Source organism: Leptospira stimsonii (assembly GCF_003545885.1).
Taxonomy (GTDB): domain Bacteria; phylum Spirochaetota; class Leptospiria; order Leptospirales; family Leptospiraceae; genus Leptospira; species Leptospira stimsonii.
Genome location: NZ_QHCT01000001.1, coordinates 1,510,111 through 1,529,139, shown reverse-complemented (window position 1 = coordinate 1,529,139; position 19,029 = coordinate 1,510,111). Strand labels below are relative to the sequence as shown.

7 protein-coding genes are annotated in these 19,029 nt (G+C 43.1%); 5 read left to right on the top strand and 2 right to left on the bottom strand.

Going from position 1 to position 19,029, the window contains the following annotated elements:
- Positions 1-668: 668 nt before the first annotated feature.
- The 4 genes from DLM75_RS07615 to DLM75_RS07595 all read left to right on the top strand — a co-directional run bounded on the left by DLM75_RS07615 (position 669) and on the right by DLM75_RS07595 (position 14,020).
- Complete coding sequence (locus DLM75_RS07615) at positions 669-5,081, top strand: LIC12048 family lipoprotein (RefSeq protein ID WP_118967804.1); 4,413 nt, start codon at positions 669-671, stop codon at positions 5,079-5,081.
- A 50-nt stretch (positions 5,082-5,131) separates the two neighbouring features.
- The gene (locus DLM75_RS07610; RefSeq protein ID WP_429945433.1) at positions 5,132-12,625 is read left to right on the top strand and encodes a SpvB/TcaC N-terminal domain-containing protein; all 7,494 of its coding nucleotides are present in this window, start codon (positions 5,132-5,134) and stop codon (positions 12,623-12,625) included.
- The gene (locus DLM75_RS07605; protein ID WP_118967803.1) at positions 12,609-12,998 is read left to right on the top strand and encodes a hypothetical protein; all 390 of its coding nucleotides are present in this window, start codon (positions 12,609-12,611) and stop codon (positions 12,996-12,998) included. Before DLM75_RS07610 ends, DLM75_RS07605 begins: the two co-directional genes overlap by 17 nt.
- Positions 12,999-13,816: 818 nt before the next feature.
- Positions 13,817-14,020 carry a tautomerase family protein gene (locus tag DLM75_RS07595; protein ID WP_118967801.1) on the top strand — a complete coding sequence of 68 codons (204 nt, stop codon included), beginning with the start codon at positions 13,817-13,819 and terminating at the stop codon, positions 14,018-14,020.
- A 484-nt stretch (positions 14,021-14,504) separates the two neighbouring features.
- Here the strand turns inward: DLM75_RS07595 and DLM75_RS07585 are convergent, their stop codons facing one another.
- Both DLM75_RS07585 and DLM75_RS07575 read right to left on the bottom strand, forming a co-directional pair.
- Positions 14,505-15,140 (bottom strand): MORN repeat-containing protein, encoded by a 636-nt coding sequence (locus DLM75_RS07585; RefSeq protein ID WP_429945422.1) that lies wholly within the window; start codon positions 15,138-15,140, stop codon positions 14,505-14,507.
- 297 nt (positions 15,141-15,437) lie between these two features.
- Entirely contained in the window at positions 15,438-16,646 is a 1,209-nt protein-coding gene (locus DLM75_RS07575; RefSeq protein WP_118967797.1) for a metallophosphoesterase, read from the bottom strand.
- A gap of 231 nt (positions 16,647-16,877) precedes the next feature.
- Between DLM75_RS07575 and DLM75_RS07565 the strand changes: the two genes are divergently transcribed.
- Positions 16,878-18,641, top strand: a complete 1,764-nt coding sequence (locus tag DLM75_RS07565) for a GAF domain-containing SpoIIE family protein phosphatase (RefSeq protein ID WP_118967795.1) — start codon at positions 16,878-16,880, stop codon at positions 18,639-18,641.
- Positions 18,642-19,029: the final 388 nt, after the last annotated feature.

Genomic DNA, 19,029 nt, shown 5'->3' with positions numbered 1-19,029 from the left:
TTTTAATTAGAATATTATAACATTCATTGAATAAATCCAGTAAAATAGGAAAGCTATCCAAAATATAAAATAAATTTTATATAATATTTCATTTTTTGAATGTATCTATAAAATGGGGTCTATTGCATTTTTTACTTAAGAATATAAAAACCTCCCCGCCCTATCTCACAGCTAATTAGAAAAAACTGCCACTTAAAGAACACTGCGAAAAATATTTTCTATGAAACTTTTCTGGCTTAATTTATAATTCAAAAAACTTTTTCCAATCCAACCGAGAGAAACTCAAAGCAAATCAGACTGCGCTAACCAGAAAGTTCATCATCGATTGACCTAACTCTAAACCTATATTGTAAACCTCTAACTCGAAAGAGAAAACACATACTCGCTCTTTTCAAATCATTTGACAGATATTTAAGACTTCTTCGCTTAACAAAAGAGTCTCATGTTGAATAAAATTTATTTTCGAGCCAGATTTGCGGTTGGCACGAATACTTCCATTTTTTTCATAGTCAAACTGAAACTTTAATAATTTAAGAACTTTGTGTCTGCTTTGAGTAATTACTAAGGTAGAAAGATTAAATTCGTGTACGAAAACGAATAACGCAGAACGTTCTTAAACAAAGAAGAATGAATTTAAAGTTAAAACACGGAGCTTAGGAGAGAAACTCATGTTGAAAGGTGACTCTATTTTTTCAAGGATCAGACTATTTCTGATTCCATCCTTATTCATCCCATTCTTAATCACCTGCGGTTGGTTTGGAAAAGATCGAGGCACCATGGAGAACGTGGATCTTGCGGCGGCCACTTGGTTAGTTGCTGAATCTGTCAAGACCCAAGTCAACAATGAAGGGGTTCCGATCAAACCGGGACAACCAACAACTCCGATCACACCGGTGAACGGTCTCTTCAATCTTCCTCCGGGGAAACCGGTAGCGGCGGCGGCCTTGATGGGTACCATCGATCCTACGGGAACAACAATCGTAAACGACTTCGACGGAGATGGTATTTTAAATCAGAACGAAACGTTAAGCAATGTTTGGGTCGCAGATTATCCGCAGATAGAAACCACAATCGCTCCGCCCGTAACTCTGAAGATTCAAATTCTAAAAAATTCCAATAACCAGAGCGATGAGATCGTGAGCGAGATTAACTCCAATGATTTTGAAGCGTCCAAGAATGAAGGTTCTGATAAAATACATCAATCGGAATTAAACGAAAGAACGGTTCAATTTCAGGATTCTTTTAGTAACGAAATTGAATTGGGCAGTTCTCATGAAACAACGTCATCCGCAGGTTTCGAAGGTAGCTATGGAATGGGCCTGGTTTCTACTGGTATGAATTACAGCAATAGTGCCAAGGATAGTTGGACCGCAAAAAATGCGGTTTCTGCTACCACTACAAAATGGGCGGATCGTCCTTTTAAAAATAATTTAGACCGAGACGCTTGGAATTTAAAATCGGATTCTTCCACGAACAAAGCGAGAAAATATCGCTCCGATAAATCTTCCAAGATCAACGAAACTTCTACCGTTGAACCGAACGCGGGCGTGGTAAGGGCGGCTCTTTATATCAAAAATCTTTCCGTAAACATGCCGGTTAAAATTTCAAACATCCTTTGTTCTTTGATGTTCGAAACACCTGCGGGAGAACTCGTACCTATGTCCTCCTTTCGATTGAGAAACGACGATTACAGTCTTTTTGAAGTCGAAGTCTATGGAGGCACTGATTTCGGTCCTTACGTTGTTGAATTAACAAATTTGAATACTTCTGAAGTAGAAAAGGCGATTGCCGCCGGATATACTCCGAAGATCATCATCGTGGATTACGCGATGACTCACGTCGCGGATTCTAACTATAAATCCAACCTACTCAACTTCTCTGGAAATAATCTTAAGATAGTAGAAGAAAACGCAAAAGGAAGAACCGCTTTAGTAAAAGCTTATGGTCCGGGGCTTCGCGACATGTACCGCGTAACTGCATTCGATACACCGAATGTTTCCAACCCCTGTAATACGACGAGCACGGACGTTTTTTCACCGGGGATTAGTTTAAAAAAGGCGTTGGAAAGAATTTCTTGTTCCGGCAACACGATCACGTTCAAAGATTACGTGATCGACCTTTCCGAATCTGCTCCTAAACTCGGAGAATCCAGAATCTATTTGAAAGGAATCCAATCCTTCGGCGGAATCAGCACGAACATCCCGTGTACCGACGAAACGAGCACTGGAACGGATGGAGTTAGCAGAACTGCGTGCGTTCAAAAACCATATAGCCAATGGACCGATACCGAGAAACAATCCTCTGGGGTTTGGGCAATCTATTCCCGCGGTAAATTTTATTCTCCGACCGAATATTGGACGGACTCGGGTAGCGTTCGTAAGTTCGATCCATGGAGAGGCGCTGTTGCGGCCCCTATCCTTAAAGGTGTGGATTCCATTATTTGGGCCGGCGACAATTACGATTTAGTTTATATCTCTTTTAAGGACTTTATAAAATCCGATCAAAAATTCGGGAATAATCCGTTGGAGAATGGAAACGCTTATCCTCTCAATACGAAATGGGATAACAAATCGTTGGGAAGTCATCCATATTATCCAGATACGAATTCTCTTTATTTAGGAGAAGTTGGGTTCGGCGAAAAAATCGAACTAAAATTCCAGTTAGAAAAGACAAAATATTTAGCCCCAAATTTCGGTTCCGCAACGGATGCAGGCGCTTATCAATATTTTTCTAATTTTAATTATAATTTACAAACATCGTCCGATCGTTACAATATCAATCAGGCCGCAGACTTTGAAATCAGTATGGGATTCGGAGGCGCTCGTACGGATTGGTTCCACATTATTAAGGATTTAAGTACAAGCGATCCGTATAAATTGAAGAATTGCGGAACGACTCTCGATTTCATCAACCAAATCTATAATCTATGCGTTCAATTGCCGACATTGAGTACCACAGTAGACCCGGCAATTAGTTTAGTAAAACTGTATATTCGACCTTCCTTAAATAACGCGTATCGTCGGACAGTTTGGCCGTTGCATTATTCTCAAGTTCGGAAAATGAGAGGAGAAGCTGGTTTGCCTATTTCGGCAGGCTCGACAACCGTGCGAATCGCAAATGCCTATGGATCTGCAAACGTAGGTGACCGGCTGTACATTCAAGGTGACTCTACATCTTACCGAATCTTACAAGTACTGCCGCCTCAAAACGATGGGTCCTTCGAAGTTCAGTTAGAAAGCGCCGTACTAATCAACGCTCAAAAAACAACACCGCTCTACATTCCCGGAGCGCTTACTTCACCCGACGTAAGGTTAGTTGTCGATACCGGATTTGTTACGGATTGGAATAACTTTGTCGCCTCGTCTTTTAACTCCACCGCTTTTGATAACGTCCAGTATCGTCCGTTTCTTCTCAACGGATCCGTAAGTTGCTCAACGAGTCCGTTCCACCCGGCTTCTTGCCTAGGATTTGCACCGGACATGAATGCAATTAACTGGACGGGGATTTACAATGAAGGTGTGGCTCTCTGGAACTCTTGGTCAGACGGCGGAGACTTTAAGAATTTCTTATATAGTGGATTGGTTCGCCTAACCGCCGCGACGGGAAAATCTTACCGTTTGGAAAGTTCGAATACGGACTTTACGGTCAGTGCCGACGTGAATGCACCGAGCTTAGGCAATGTCAAAACCGTCAGCCACGGAGATGTAGCTCTTTCGATCTGGAGACAAGGGCAGACTCTTATAGGTCGTTATAATTCAGTGAATACAGGTCAAGGCATCGGAAATCCGTTTACAATTAATCCTACATATTCAGTAACTGAGACAGGCAACTATACTCTAAAACAAAAAAATGGGAAAGTCGTGATTGCATGGGCACATTCAGAACATATCGCGGTCTCAATTCGAGATTTGACAAATTTTTCTACGATTGTTTCCGAATCGTTAATCGCGACCCGATATCTCCCTTACCCAAAAAGTTATTTCGACGGATACATTGATGTCGCGGTCGGCAATAACCGTGCAATTTTAATTTGGGCAGATCTCGAAACATCCACTGCTTTGAATTCTAATTATGCGTGTAACGCGACGATTTGCGCTTGGAACGATATTCGTAACTACCGTGTTGAAGGCAAAGTCATTCGATTGGATAACGGAACTGCGGTCGGTTCTAGTTTTAATATTGTGAACCATTCGACAACGGATATCGTTTGGGATTATCCTTCGCATCAACACGATCAACTCGCTTACTTTACGTTAACGCCCGCCGTAGCCGTAAACGATAACAACCAAGCTATTATCGGTTGGAAATATCAAAATCGAGCTTCAGGAGCGCATTCGGTGTGGAGCTCTGTCTACGATTTGAACAGCGCGATTATCATCGGGTCCAATAAACAAATTTTAAACGAGGCAACTCGTTCGGGCGACAGCTTAGACGTAGGAATCACAAACGGCAAAGGAATAGTCGTCTGGCGCAGAAATGACGGTGCGGCTTTTGGAAGAGGAATTGATACTTCAAATTCCAATCTCATTGGAAGCGATAACATTGTGTTGGAACCAAGTGGGATCGAATATATGAGATTTTCCTATTTTGCTGATACCGGGTTCTTAACCTATCGTGCGGATTCAAAAAATATCCGGTTAAAAGTAATTAACTTGCAGACAAGTCAGCTCTTGTATCCCGGCTCTCTCACACTTGGAATCGCAGATGCTGATCTTCGATCTCCCGGTCAGAGCATTCTTTCAGGAAACAAAGTTCTTACAACCTGGGAACAAACAAACGGAACCAAAAAAACCATTTGGGGTAGAATCAGCGACCTTAGCACTTTTACGTTAGATGGTCAAAAAGAATTCCAATTAAGTACAACGAATGAAGGAATTCAGTTTAACCCTACTGCGACTATCAATTCTGCATCGAACCTAGGCCTTGTAACGTGGGTTTCCCAAGATAAAACCCAGCAAAGAATCCGTGGGGCCAAAATCGATCTCAACAATCCAGGCGCTCTACAGTATGGTCTCAACAACTTCTTCGTGGCTCCTTTGATCGAAAGAGATTATACCGTTCGCGCCAAAATCAAATATTGATCTCGATATAAAATAGAGATTCATAGATGAAAGGTCGAACAATCGCGGTCATGCTGATGACCGCATTCTTTCTTACAACCTCCTGTACGTTTTTAGGAGGCAAAGGGCATCATAACAATTGGTGGTGGGCTTTATTAGGAATTCCGAATGGAGCCGGCTTTCCGTCTTCTGGCTCTGGGCCGGGACCAGGCTCTGCGCCCGCTCCCGAAGGAAGCGATCTTTTTTCTATTTCTACAAACTACAGCAGTGCGATCGACGATCCGGACACCAAAGCCGATCCGCTCGCCGGCACTGCGTTCATTGCTCCTCCCGAACCAAATCACTATGGCGGAGTTTCTCTCTCCTATCCGATTCACACTCCTCCGGGGAGAGCAGGAGTGGAACCAAAGTTAACTCTTTCTTATTCTTCCACCGGCGGAGATGGATGGGTGGGTGTGGGTTGGAATCTCGGGTTGGGATCGATCACTCGAACTCCCGAGTATGGCGCTTTGTATTACGATTCTCGAGATTCCTTCACTTGGAATGGAACGAGGCTTGTAAAAGTTGCAGGTGGAACTACCAACGAGAACGGAACGTATCGACCGGAAATTACGGGAGAGGACCTAGTCGTATTACGTTTGAGTAATATTGAAAGCGGTGGGGTCTGGGAAGTTCTGGATTCTTCCGGAACAAAGACGATTTTCGGGGAAGCTACTTCGAGTAGAATCTACAATCCTTCTACTCCAAATCAGACGTATAGTTGGTATCTTTCCAAAACCGAAGATAGAAACGGAAACTATCTCCAAGTGACTTACGATACATCCGAATATTATGATAAACGAAATCTCTATCTCAAAGAAATCCGTTATACTGGTAACTCGAAAAGCGGCTCCGCGGCGCGACAGTATGTGAAATTTATTACCAGACAAAGGGATGACTTCTACGTTTCCAACGCGCCCGGATTCTTAATGAAGATGGATAAGGTTCTGGAAAGAATCGAAGTGGGTTGGGACGGAGGCGGGAAACTCTGGGATTATACTCCCGTCTATGAAACCTCCGATGATTCCGGAAGACCGAGACTCAAGACGGTTCAATCCAGTCGTCATACGACTCAACCCGAATTTCAATATCAATCTTCCAGTCGCCTTCTTACTTGGCAGAATATCGTGAACCAAGCTTCTTCGGAAGCTGAAGATTCTCCCGAATCCACTCAATACTTTGAGGGAGATTTTAACGGGGATGGAATCTCCGATATGCTCTTTTTTAATCCGAAGTCCGGAAATTGGAAAGCCGCAGAAGGAAGAAAGGAAGGCGGTTATAATTTTAAGATCTACGCGAATCGTTATCAAGGTTATAATAGCGATGAAAAGATTCGATTCTTCAAAGGGAACGTTAGCGGCGATTACAACGGAGACGGACGTTCCGATATCGCATTCTATCTTCCTGAAACCAGAGACTTTATCGTAGCTGAACACGACGGACGTGTCTTTCAGTTCAAATCCTATGGACGCTTGATGGCCGGCGTTCCTGATATCTTTCGGATGGAATGGTTTCCCGGCGACTACGACGGCAACGGTCTTTCCGATTCCGTACTCTTTGACGAGCCTACTGGTCAATGGACTTTGATGCTCAACAAAGGTGGCAGTTTTGAATTCCTTCGTTTTGCAAGAAAATTTCAGAACGTCTTTCGAGGAGATTATTCTCCGGATGGAAACTTAGACAGCGCTTCCACAAACGATTCTTCCAAATCGGGAAAAGATCGCGACAAAGTTAACTTCCTTGTCGGCGATTACAACGGCGACGGAAGAACGGATATCTCTCTCTACGATGCGAGATCCGGAAGATGGCTCGTAGGCGAGAACTATCGCAACGACAACAAAACCGATCCCATCTATTTTAAGATGCAGTGGAAGTTGTATAAGGTTTTTACGGCTCCGGAACAGGCAATCTTTACTCACGATCGATTCTCCGGAGATTTTAACGGCGACGGCTTTTCGGATTTTTTACTTTTCGATCGTAGCTCCGGACAATGGACGTTAGGCGAAACGGGAAACGGAACGATCCATTTTAGAATCTGGTCGTCAACTCCTCAGTTTAAACCGATCACGCGTTGGCTCCAAGGAGATTTTAACGGCGACGGTAGAACCGATATCGGATTTTTCTCCGCAAACGACGGAAAGTTTTGGATCGGAGAATCCACATTAAACGGATTTCGTTATAAAATCTACAGCGACATGAGCTACGGTCCGGATCAGGACCGTGTTATGAAAACACCTCTTCCTAAGGACGAGGTCAAACTGGAACAAGCGACCGCGAATTTTACGGCTTCTTCCGGTTCGAAGGCAATCTTACTTAAATATAAATATGATGGAAATCTAAACTCTTCTAGAGGAGAACTCGTGTTCCCGGGTTGTTTTACCGTGGACGATTGTTCTTCTTCTCCCGAACTTTTGATTTTTGATCGTAAGGCGAATGTCTTTGATCTCAAACAAGGAAACTCTTTTACCGAAAGAGTAAATACGTCTCTCAATCCTGAAACTTCGGGTGTTACGATTCTTTTTGGCGGAAAACCGGATCGTTATACGAATACGACTAAGGATGAAGTTCTTCTCCATAAAAAACAGGGAAACACAAATCAGCTTTTTGTTTTAAAGAATACGAGCGGAACCGCGTTCGATGTTTCTAATTTAGCTTCTTTCTCCGATACGGACGTCGCGAAATTCGACCCGTTAAACAGCGGTTATGTGGTCGATCATTTCGAGACGAACTCCTCTCAATCCGCTCTGATTTTGGATGATCAGACTTCTTCCGGAAGCGCGAGGTTTGTTCTCACCGGACTTGGTGGAACGAAAATTCTTACTCCAAGCGGCGATCTTTCTTCGACCGATCTGAACGATCTTTTTCAAGCTGGTACGAGCGAAAATCGTCAACGTAGAAAAGAATTTAGTTTATTCTCAGGGAAATTTACTACGACTCAGGCACAACTCGCGCTTGTGGACAGAAGAACCACGCTTCACAAATGGTATCTTGGAACGATCAGCGGAACTCAGATTCAGTTCAAACGTTTGAGCGGCGACATCCCTATTCCGATCACAACTTCGGATTACAATTCGACGAGTACTGCGGGGATTCAGTACGCGCTGACTTCGGACGCATCGATCGTTTTCGGAAAGACCCTCGATAACGGCACTTCATTTTACAAAATTAAAATCAATGCGACTTCGGTTTCTCGTATCCTTTACAACGCGGGAACAATCGGATTTAGCGATCGATTCGATAACAACGGAAACCCGATCATCATCGGAAGCGGCGAAGATAAGATTTACGATCTTGCTCAGAGTAAAATTTCCTCTCTTCCGTCTAACGTGCTCGTCAAAACCTTGGAAAGACCGGACCTCATCGCGCAAGTCTATGTCTTTCAGTGGATCCAAGGCGATTACAACGGAGACGGACTAACCGATATCGGAATCTTTCATCTCAAGGAACCGACTTGGTATTTCGCGCTCTCAACGGGTGTTGTTCCCGATGTGATCGAAAGGGTAAAGAATGGAATCGGAGGCTTTTACGAATTTACATACGAGCATTCCACAAAGTTCGACAATACCGGAGACGACGATATCCCGGATCTTCCCACGAGTTATAGAGTTTGCACATCGATTACTTTAGACGATGGATTCTCCAATCGTGTGACCAAAGATTACGAATACAAAAACGGTTTTGCTTTCTCTTCGTTTATCAACGGAAAAAAGGAGACCGACTTTTTCGGCTTTTCCGAATTCATCGTAAAGGAAGCTTACGGCGCAAGAACGATTCATACGTATTATACAAACCCGTACTCCGATTTTATGCAGAACCGCGCGCTTGGCGGAGCTGAAAAAGAAACAAAGATCATCGGAAATGATAATAGAGAATACGGTAACATTCTAAACACATACGAGATCAAGCAGATCAGCACGACTCCGGGTGCGATCAGCTACATGGCCCAAACGACAAAGATCGAAAAGTTTATGAATGGCTCTCGCACGAGCACACAAAGTTTTGATACGATTTTGGACGGTTATAAGATCGGCAGAAAGACCGACAGCACAACCGATCATTTCAGCGACGGAGCACATTCTTCCGTTACGATTTCGAATATTACGGATTTTGAAACAGATGACACGAGCAACCAAAGAAGAGCAACTCGTCAGGCTTCTTTCTCGGGAAGTGCTCACGAAACGATTTCCATTCTTTCCTATGATATCCGTGGGAACCTAAACAAGAACGTTGCAACTTATACCGGAGGCGGACTTCCTGCAGTAAGCGCCAAAACATTAGAATATGATTATGATATGTACGGAAATCCGACTCTTGAAAAAGATTCGAGCGGAAGTCCAAGCAGAGGAACTTCGTATTCTTATGACAACGAACTCAATCAATTTGTAACGCAGAAAGTTTCGTTCGGCGGTTCTCTTCAGTTCGCAACTCAACACAAGATCGACTACGGATCAGCATTCGGTTCCGACTCGGAAGAGACCGATGCAAACGGAAACAAAAGTTATTTTGAATATGATTCTTATGGAAGATTGATTCGTTCGAGCGCGGATACGGACGACGGTACAAGAACGATCACAAATCATTCTTATGATGTTTCCTTCCCTCTGAGCGCAAAGACGGTTCTTCCATCGGGAACGAGCGATCCGGACTTCGCTTCGAGAACGTATGCGGACGGAATGGGAAGAGCGATCTACTCAGTCAAGACCGCGTCTAACGGAAATTATACGATCACGGGAAGACTTGTCTACGATGGAAACGGAAAATTAATCCGAAAAGGTCAGTCCAACTGGGCCTCTTCCGGCGAGATCGACAAGTTTGTCCTTCATCTGGAAGAACGCAATGCTACTAGTTTTGAATACGATCCGATCGGAAGAATCAAGAAGACAACCCTGCCGACTGCGGAAGGGGAAACGTCTCCGACGACGATCGTAACGAATTACAACGATCCGTTTGAAAGCACGGAAAACCACAGTAGCGGTCAGAGCAAACGAATCGTTAAGGACGGAAGAGGACAGATTCTTTATGTCGAAGACTTTGCCTCCGATGGGACGCAGGCGAAAATCGGTTTCTGTTATGATCTCGCGGGTCATAGAACAAAGAAGTCCGATTTAAACGACGGTTCTCCTCTTTCTTGTTCGAACACCGCGAGCGGAGCTTCCGTAAAAGACACTTCGGGTAAAAATCAAGCCTTCTGGTTGTATGACGCTTTTGGAAGACTGCGTCAGGACAGCGATCCCGATCTTGGTGTGGGAAGCTTTTCGTATAACAATTTCGGGGACCTTACTTCAAGCACGAACGCGAGAGGAATCACCACAAGTCTTCAGTATGACGCGATCGGAAGAATCAACGTAAAACAGATTCCCGAAGGAGACATTCATTATACATACGATTCTTATGCGGGAAGCGAGAACGCACAAGGAAAGATCGTTCGGATCGAAGACGGGGTTCAGAACAAAACCTTTAGCTATGACAAGTTAGGAAGGGTTAAAAAAGAAACTCGGATGATTTTGAGTTCTCCGATTCCCGAAACACAGGGTCCGTATATTACGGAAACGAAATATGATCTTTTGGGTCGAGTTTCCAAGATCGATTATCCGGAACATCCGATCTCTCACGGAAGAATGCGCGCTTGTTACGAGTACGGAACGGCCGGTTATATCGCCGGAATTTCCATCCAAGTCAATACGAACGGAATTCTTCCCGGATTTTGCAACAAGGATCTCGTAGAGAATATCACTTACAACGAATTCGGTCAAACGGCTGGATTTACTCTCGGGAACGGAATCGAGACGACCTACGGATACGATATCAAAGGGAGAATGGTGCGTCTTCATTCTTCCGGAGACGTGGACGGAAGCGCAAAAGTTTTGCAAGATGCGGTTTATGCGTTTAACAGCAAAAACAATATTACGAATATCACAAATGCTTCCACGGACTACAACGCTCAGTACAATTACGACTACGACGGACTTGGTCGCTTAACAAACGCGATCGGAAGTTACGTCGAGACTTCGGATAATCTTACCAAACAATTCAGACAGAGCTATTCTTACGCGAAGAATGGAAACCTAACCGCAAAACGCATTCATGATCCGAGCAACGGAAGTATAACGGACGAATGGAGTTATCAATACGAGAACCACCAGGCTCTTAAGATCGATTCGAGCAAAACCGGAAACGATACTCTTACGATGCAATACGACGCGAGTGGAAACCTTACTCGCCAGAGAGACAACGCAAAAGACTTAACGAAAAAAATCAACGTCGATTCCCAGGACAGAATCACTCAGATCCAAGACGCAAACAATGCGGTCCAAGGAAAATACTGGTATGACGAGGGGGGATTTCGCGTTCGTAAAAGCTCCCTTCAACAAAAGAACAATCAATTTACAAACGTAGAGATTCTTTATCCGAGCAAGTTCTACGGACTCGAATACATCGAGAGCGAGAATATCGTCACTTCGGTTAACAACGTATATCTCAACGGAATTAGAATCGCCGCCGTCGCTGAAAACGGGGCCCTCGCCTATTACTTGACCGACCAAGTGGATTCCGTCTCACACGTATTAGACGATGACGCAAAAACCCTCTCCAAGATGCAATACCAACCCTATGGAGAAACCTTTTTCCACAAGGGTGATACGGACTTTGCACCCAAATACAACTCCCAGGAGTTAGACAGAGAATCCGACTTTTACTTTTACAACGCTCGTTATTATGATCCGGGGATCGCAAGGTTTACCAGTGCGGACACCGTCATCGATGGAGAGTGGGACACACAAGGTTGGAATCGGTTCTCGTATGTGAAGGGAAATCCGATTGGGGCGAAGGATCCGACGGGGCACAATGTCGCTCCTAAGAATACGGGTCAAAAATCGGCTAATTCACCACTTACTACAAATAGTAACGGTGTAGAATCTTGCAGTATTCCTGCCGCTTATTTATCAAAAAATGGCGTTAACCATAAAAATTATTCATTGAAAACTCCAAATAAAATTGCTGAGTTCCAGAATGCACCGAAAAAAGGCGATAACACTAGAACGAAGCTTCGAATTGCATCGGTCAGCGCTGAAGGAACATTCGGACCAGGAATTGTAATCGAGGGCGGAGTTTGGACAGAAAATACAATGAACAATGACGGCTCATTGAAAAGAAAACGCGGTGGTTTTTTCTATTCAATTGCGCCTTCTAAAGGGGTGGCTGCAGGAGTTAGCAGAAATATGTATCAAGTCAATGATTCAAAAGAAAACTTTTTAGATGGTGACAAGCCTTACAGAACTTACGTCAGATCCGCAGGCCCTGGCTCTTTAATAACCGTCGAAGATATGAGCGATCCGAAAAATCCAAAAGTAAATGGTGGAGGAGTTGGGATTGGATTAAACGTTCCACTAACTCTTAAACATGATTTCGGAACACCTTACGGATTAGGGGTATCATATTCAGTTAATAACTCAAAGGCCATGGCAAAGAATGGACCGAGCTGGTCCAACATTGGAAAAGTAATAAAAACTTATGACGAAAGACAATAAAAAGAAAAATCACTTGACTTTGGTATTTGTTTATCTTTCCCTAATCGTCTTTACTTGTAAATTTGATAGGTGGGTGGCAAATGATAAAACCATTCTTTTTCTGCCAGGTCTTTACTGTTTTTATAACTTTGACAAGTTCACAATTAAAGAAAGTTCAACTTCCGCATTATGCCCTGACATTAAAGATTTTGCCTACGAGCCAGAATATCATATGTTTTATTTTGAACCTGCTGAAAGCGCTTGGATATTTTTTCCAAAAATTCACGCTTTAGACAAAAAAAAAATAATCGCATACGGCTTATCCCCTGTATTCGCAGTTATTTTTTTTCTCTTAGCCTATTTCAGTTGGGCTAAGTTTATTGACAGGAAATAGTTTTAAAAAACAAGAGGATTCAGAAAATCCACTTTGCTTTAAGTGAAAAGGACTTAATTACAACAGAATGATTTGGAATTCACGAAACAGTAAATTTTTATTCGCAAAGTTCATTACCATTTTCTGAAAATGCTTTTTACTAAAAACGAGGTAAGATAAAAGAAAATTGCTGATCAAGCAAAACTTCACTCTTCCGCGAAATCCTCAATTTCTTAACCACAACAGCTTAACCCATAGGGAAAATCGTTCCGTCATCGACAAACTCGATCGAGGCTCCTCCACTCCAACCTTTCTTAACCAACCTCCCCCAATTCCTTGACACCCCGACGAATCTCTTCTATACATTCCCTATCGTGAAAATAGTCATCCCGAGTTCGCTCCTGCTATTCGTCTTCTACTTTGTTTTGAGAGTAGGCGCGTCTTATTTGTATCAGTCCAAGGAGGAAGCGAGGGTTTACAACACGGGGTTTTACTGGCTTTCGAAATCCGATCTTTCACCTAAGTATCAGTCCGATCCGTTTCTCTTTTCGGTTCTCTTATACAAACTCAATGCAGATTTGACGCCGACACAGTTTGCCAGGCTTTGCAACGATATACAGATCGGGGCGACACTTCTCTTGGTTTTTTATTTTGCTTTTAGTTCGCTTGGCTCGCGGGTGTGTTTATCGAGCTTTTCGTTTTGTTTTCAACGCTCATTTTGATACTTGTTCTTCGGTATTTTGTCGAAGCGGGCGGCATCCATTTACCTCTTCCTTGAAAAGGATGGACCAGTCTAAGTTTCAAAACTCTTTTTTAGAATCAAATTTGGAGAAAGTCTTATGCCGTATGTCAATATTCGGATTACGAAGGAAGGAGCCACTCAAGAACAGAAAGCGCGACTGATCGCCGGGGCAACGCAACTTCTGAAGGACGTCCTCGGAAAAAATCCGCAGACGACCTTCGTCATTATCGACGAAGTGGAAACGGACAATTGGGGAATCGGGTTTGATCAGGTGACGGAACTTAGGAAAAAGGAACGTTGATTTTTTCCTTCGGAGAGTTCGGAAATTCTTTTACGTTCGGGATGGCGCGCCGTTAAAAGGAATTACCTTTCCCGGAAAGGAGATTCCTTTTTTTGATTCCGAGAAAAAACTCATTTTCCGATTCTTTAGAAAAGTTACGCTCTTGAATCCGATCGAATTTATTTTTTAGGACTCGCAATACAAAGCAAACGACTTTAGAGAATATAAAAGTGAAAGATTGCTTTCGGTTCTTTCGAGTAAAACCGATTCTTTTCTTTTTTTTAAAAGGAACGTTATGTGAAATTCAATGCGATCGTTCCTTTTTTTCGGTACATTCGGACGATCCTGTGGCTTGTCTCGCGTTATGGGATCGACACGGAGTCAAAAAATTGCTCTTCGGGTCTTCGCTTCTCTTAGGGTTTTGTCTTTTTAATTTTTTGACTGGAGTGGAGAGCCCGGTCCGAGCGCGTTCTTTACGATGTTGTAGCGCGAGGAAACGCCCGAATTATTTTTTGCAATTCATCTGATTTCGAATGATGGAACATTCTTTTTTCTTCTTTCCTACGGTTAAGAATCCTTCCGCGCTTTCTCCGTCCTCGTAGAATCGTCCGCTGAATATCGCCCCGCTTGCGAATCGATAGGTTCCGATTCCCGATTTTTTATCATTCTGAAAATTTCCGGAAAATCGATCCCCGTCCTTATAGAGAATGTTTCCATTCCCATGTCGCTTATCATTTTTAAACGATCCGGAATATACTTCGCCGGATCCATAGACATAGATTCCGTTTCCGTTTTTACAATCTCCGCTCTTACATCCCTGTGAAGATCCGAGAAAAGACGAAGGCGATTTGTTTTGTTTTTTTTGAGGTTCGTATCGTTCGGATTCTTCCGCTTGTTCTTCCGGTTCCGAATATTTTTTCGGTTGGCCAAGCGCGTCTTCTTGGAAGAACTTTCTTTCCTTCAATTCCGGTTCCAACTCTAGTTCGTTTTTTTTTGATACGCTCGTTTTGGAATTTTCCTTCTTTGGTGTTCCCTTGTTTTTTTTTCCGCAGTCGTTTACGGTAAAAAAAATGAAGAATATCATTCCTATCGTGATCGCGATTCGATTGGTTCCGGAAAGGACCATCGTTTTGCCCTCCATCCTAAGTCCTTTCTTAGAATATCGGATTTCAAAACGGCCCGGAAAAGGTGCAGAAGAGAGAATCCTTCTCCGTCTTTCCTTTTTTTAGGAGTTCCTACACTGCAATTCTTTCGAAGAAGAATCCTTTTTTGCGGGAACTCCCCGCTTTCACAGAGAGAATCATTTGTTCCGACAAACATTGCACGCAAAAAATGCCTTGAAACCAAAGCGAACTTTCGTTTCTGGCTTCTCTTCGAAGGAGTTCCTACTTTTTTCCTCTCGAACGAGGAGAGTCTTCGATTGAATTCAGAATTTTTCTTAGGATTCTTTTCTCAATTGAATAACGCTGATCTCCGAAGGCGCTCCAAGACGCAAAGGTGGCCCCCAATATCCGGTTCCTCTACTCACGTAGATCCAGGTCGATTCGTGTCTGTGAAGTCCCGCTACGAATTTCTGTGCGAGATAGATCAATATATTTCCTGGAAAATACTGACCTCCGTGTGTATGTCCGGAAAGCTGAAGATCAAAGCCGGCTTTCGTACTTTCAAAAACGCTGTTGGGTTGATGTGCGAGAAGAATTTTATAATCCCCGCTCTCCCCCCCTTTCATCGCTTTGTGCGGATCGGTCGTGTGTTCCGCGATGATCGTTCCCGCTTTGAGATCAGTCACTCCTGCGAGGGTTAGACTAGCGCTTCCGTGTTTTAGAATTTTGTTTTCGTTTAACAAAACCTGAATTCCGTGACCTTTCAGTTCTCGAATCCAGGAAAGCGCGCCGGAGTAATATTCGTGATTTCCGGTGACGAAAAAAGTTCCATGTTTGGATTTGAGATCGGCTAACGGAGTGATATGATGTCCGAGTTTGCTCACCGGCCCGTCCACGAGATCTCCCGTGATTGCGATAAGATCGGGTTCGAGTTCGTTTACGGCTTTTACGACCGCTTCCAAGAATTCTTTTTTTATCGTGGGTCCGATATGTATATCGGAAATCTGCACGATCTTAAATCCCTCCAAAGAGGAATGAAGATTCTTCTCCAATACGTCTATCGAAATGACTTTCAACTTTTTATGAGCCTGATAGAATCCAATCCCGGTCAATCCGCCCGCCAACCCCAGGACGGAAAAACTAAGAATCTGATTTAAGAATTCCTTTCTCTGAATCAACTCGCTTCCACCGTCGTTCTCTCCTCCGCTCGCGTTCGGAAAGAAACTCGTAAAACCGTGAAAGGACGCGGTCGTTATGTCTTTCAAAATCACAAGACTGAAAAGGATCGTAAAAAAACCGAGTCCCGTAAACGCGAGGTATGAAAATGCGGTCTGAATCCTTTCCTCATGAGATGTGAGGCTTATATAATAGCTTACGGGAATACTCAAGGTAAAGAGGAAGATCATTCCCCACGCAAGCCAAGAAACCCAACCTTGTGCGCCTAACCCCGGAATCAAACGAAAGCCAGTATATGTATAACCCAGTGCGATGAGCAGGGTAAAGACGGAAAGAAATATGAGGAAACGTGAAATCTGATTTTCCATTACTCTAATGAGACCGTTTCAATTCGTTGAAGTTTCTTCCTTTCAAAAAATACTTTTCTCGGAATTTTGGCGCTTTGTTGTTTCTGAAACGAAATCCCTTTTTTTAAACCGAAATAAAACGTCAACCACCGAAGCCGTTTATCGTTAAGCGAATTATAGTTTTTCAGTCTACCGGATATTTCCAAACCCTTGACGAACCTTCTATTTCCTGTAGCATTGACAGAAATCTCTATGACTCACGCTGATTTAGAATTTCAAAAGTTGAAGAGTATTCTCAATACGAGTACGATCTTAAATGCGAATTTGGATCTTTATCAGCTCTTACCTTTGATCATGCTCTATTCCAAGGATCTCTTGGAAGCCGAAGCGAGTTCCCTCTTTCTTCTCGACGAAACCGGAGAATTCTTATATTGCGAAGTCGCTCTTGGTGAAAAAGGGGAAATCATTCAAAAATACGGTCGCCTCGATATGGGGCAAGGAATCGCAGGCTGGGTCGCAAAAGAGAAAAAGGCGATCATCCTGGAAGACGCGTATTCCGATCCGAGATTCAATCAAGATTGGGATAAGAAGACCGGTTATCGAACCCGTTCCCTTGTTTGCGTTCCCCTCTTTGTGGAAGACAAGATCATCGGTACTCTGGAAATTCTCAACAAGACAAAGGAGAGGGCTTTTGATTCTTCCGATCTGAATTATCTTTCCTCCTTGTCCGAAGTCGCCGCGATCGCGATCCAAAACGCGAAGATCCACGATAATCTCAAAAAAAGAATCTTAGAACTTTCCCTTCTTTATGAATTCGAAAAGCTCATCGTTTCCGAAAAGAGCATTCACGAACTCGGCAACTGGGTCTTGGATAAAATCTTGGAATTTTTGGAAGCAAGAACTGGGACGATCTATCTCGCGGATCACAAAAGTAAAACCTTAAGAATCCTAGCCGCAAAAGGAATTCCGAAAGAAGCAGTCCATTCGATCGTGGTTCCGTTCGGTGAAGGAATCGCGGGCTGGGTCGCTCAAGAAAGGAAAAATCTTCTGATCCAAAATCTGGAAGAAGACAAACGTTATAATCAAGATGCAAAGTATAAGTTCGAAGCAAACTCTTTGATCTCTTCTCCTCTGATCTACAGGGACGAACTCCTCGGAGTCATCAGCGTCAATAGTAAGAATTCCGGTTTCGCATTTCACAACAACGATCTCGATATGTTGGGAGCGATCGCAAATCGACTTTCGGTTACGATCAAGAACGCGGACCTCTTTCATAGGGTTGTGGATTCCGATCGAGAATTGCAAAGAGCAAGAGAAGTGATGTCAAAGGTGATTCCGACCGCGATCCCTTATATCAAGGGTTTAGACGTTGGCTCACAACATATTCCTTACTCGAACGTCGGCGGAGATTTTTATAGCGTCTTCAAGTTGGATACGGAAAGAACGGGTTTTCTCATCGCGGACGTTTCCGGTCACGGGCTTTCAGCTTCCGTGATCGCCGCCGTCATGAATACGATCATCTCGACTTACGATAAGGAAACCCTCTCCAGTCCTTCGCGTTTTTTTACGGGACTGAATCACGCTTTGAACAATAAGATGGCCGGAAACTTCGTAACAGCATTCTATTGTGTGATCGATACGGAGAAGAATACGATTCTTTTTTCCAACGCCGGCCACAACCATCCGCTACTTTTACAAAACGCGACGGACACGATGATCCCGTTGGAGACAAAAGGAAAACTCATCGGAGTGATCCCGGATCTATTTTTCGAGGAGAATTCGACGATGTTTCGCGCGGGAGATCGACTCGTTCTTTATACGGACGGTCTTTCGGAACATTCTTCCGAGGATCGATCCAAAAGATATAGCGAAGAATTGGTTTCTCTTTCCATCCGAAAATCGATTTCAAAAAACGTAAAAGAGTCTTCCGCTCAGATCGTCGAAGATGCAATCGAATATTGTAACCGTCCCAAATTCGAAGACGACGTTACACTCCTTGTAATCGATCGAAAATAGAATCTCAATTTCCACGTTTCGTTTTTCTTTTCCAAAAAGATTCTTCATAAAAATTTAAAAAAGGAGAATCTGGATTCTCTTTTCCTCTAAATTCTTTTTATAAAAATAACAATTCGAAGAAGGTTCATTTTACTTTGAATCAAGATTTTCGCGATTAAATCGAAACGTATTTTTTGATTTCGTAACTTTATCTCGGAGTTTCTTTTTTGTTTCCGAAAATGGAGAATGCATATTTCGCTTTTCCATCTTCCAAAAAAAAATCCACAAGAATGAATTCTATTTTTCTAATATTCTACTGAGTCCATCGTAGATTATTTTTAAAACGAACCTTGTTTACTGAAAAAACAAACGTATTGTAAAAAGAAAAATACAATAGCTTCGGAAACTT

Excerpts from the sequence above, each read along its gene's own strand:
- DLM75_RS07585 (WP_429945422.1), bottom strand. The coding sequence starts at position 15,140 with ATGGAGGGCAAAACGATGGTCCTTTCCGGAACCAATCGAATCGCGATC.
- DLM75_RS07615 (WP_118967804.1), top strand. The coding sequence starts at position 669 with ATGTTGAAAGGTGACTCTATTTTTTCAAGGATCAGACTATTTCTGATT.
- DLM75_RS07595 (WP_118967801.1), top strand. The coding sequence starts at position 13,817 with ATGCCGTATGTCAATATTCGGATTACGAAGGAAGGAGCCACTCAAGAA.
- DLM75_RS07605 (WP_118967803.1), top strand. The coding sequence starts at position 12,609 with ATGACGAAAGACAATAAAAAGAAAAATCACTTGACTTTGGTATTTGTT.
- DLM75_RS07610 (WP_429945433.1), top strand. The coding sequence starts at position 5,132 with ATGCTGATGACCGCATTCTTTCTTACAACCTCCTGTACGTTTTTAGGA.
- DLM75_RS07575 (WP_118967797.1), bottom strand. The coding sequence starts at position 16,646 with ATGGAAAATCAGATTTCACGTTTCCTCATATTTCTTTCCGTCTTTACC.
- DLM75_RS07565 (WP_118967795.1), top strand. The coding sequence starts at position 16,878 with ATGACTCACGCTGATTTAGAATTTCAAAAGTTGAAGAGTATTCTCAAT.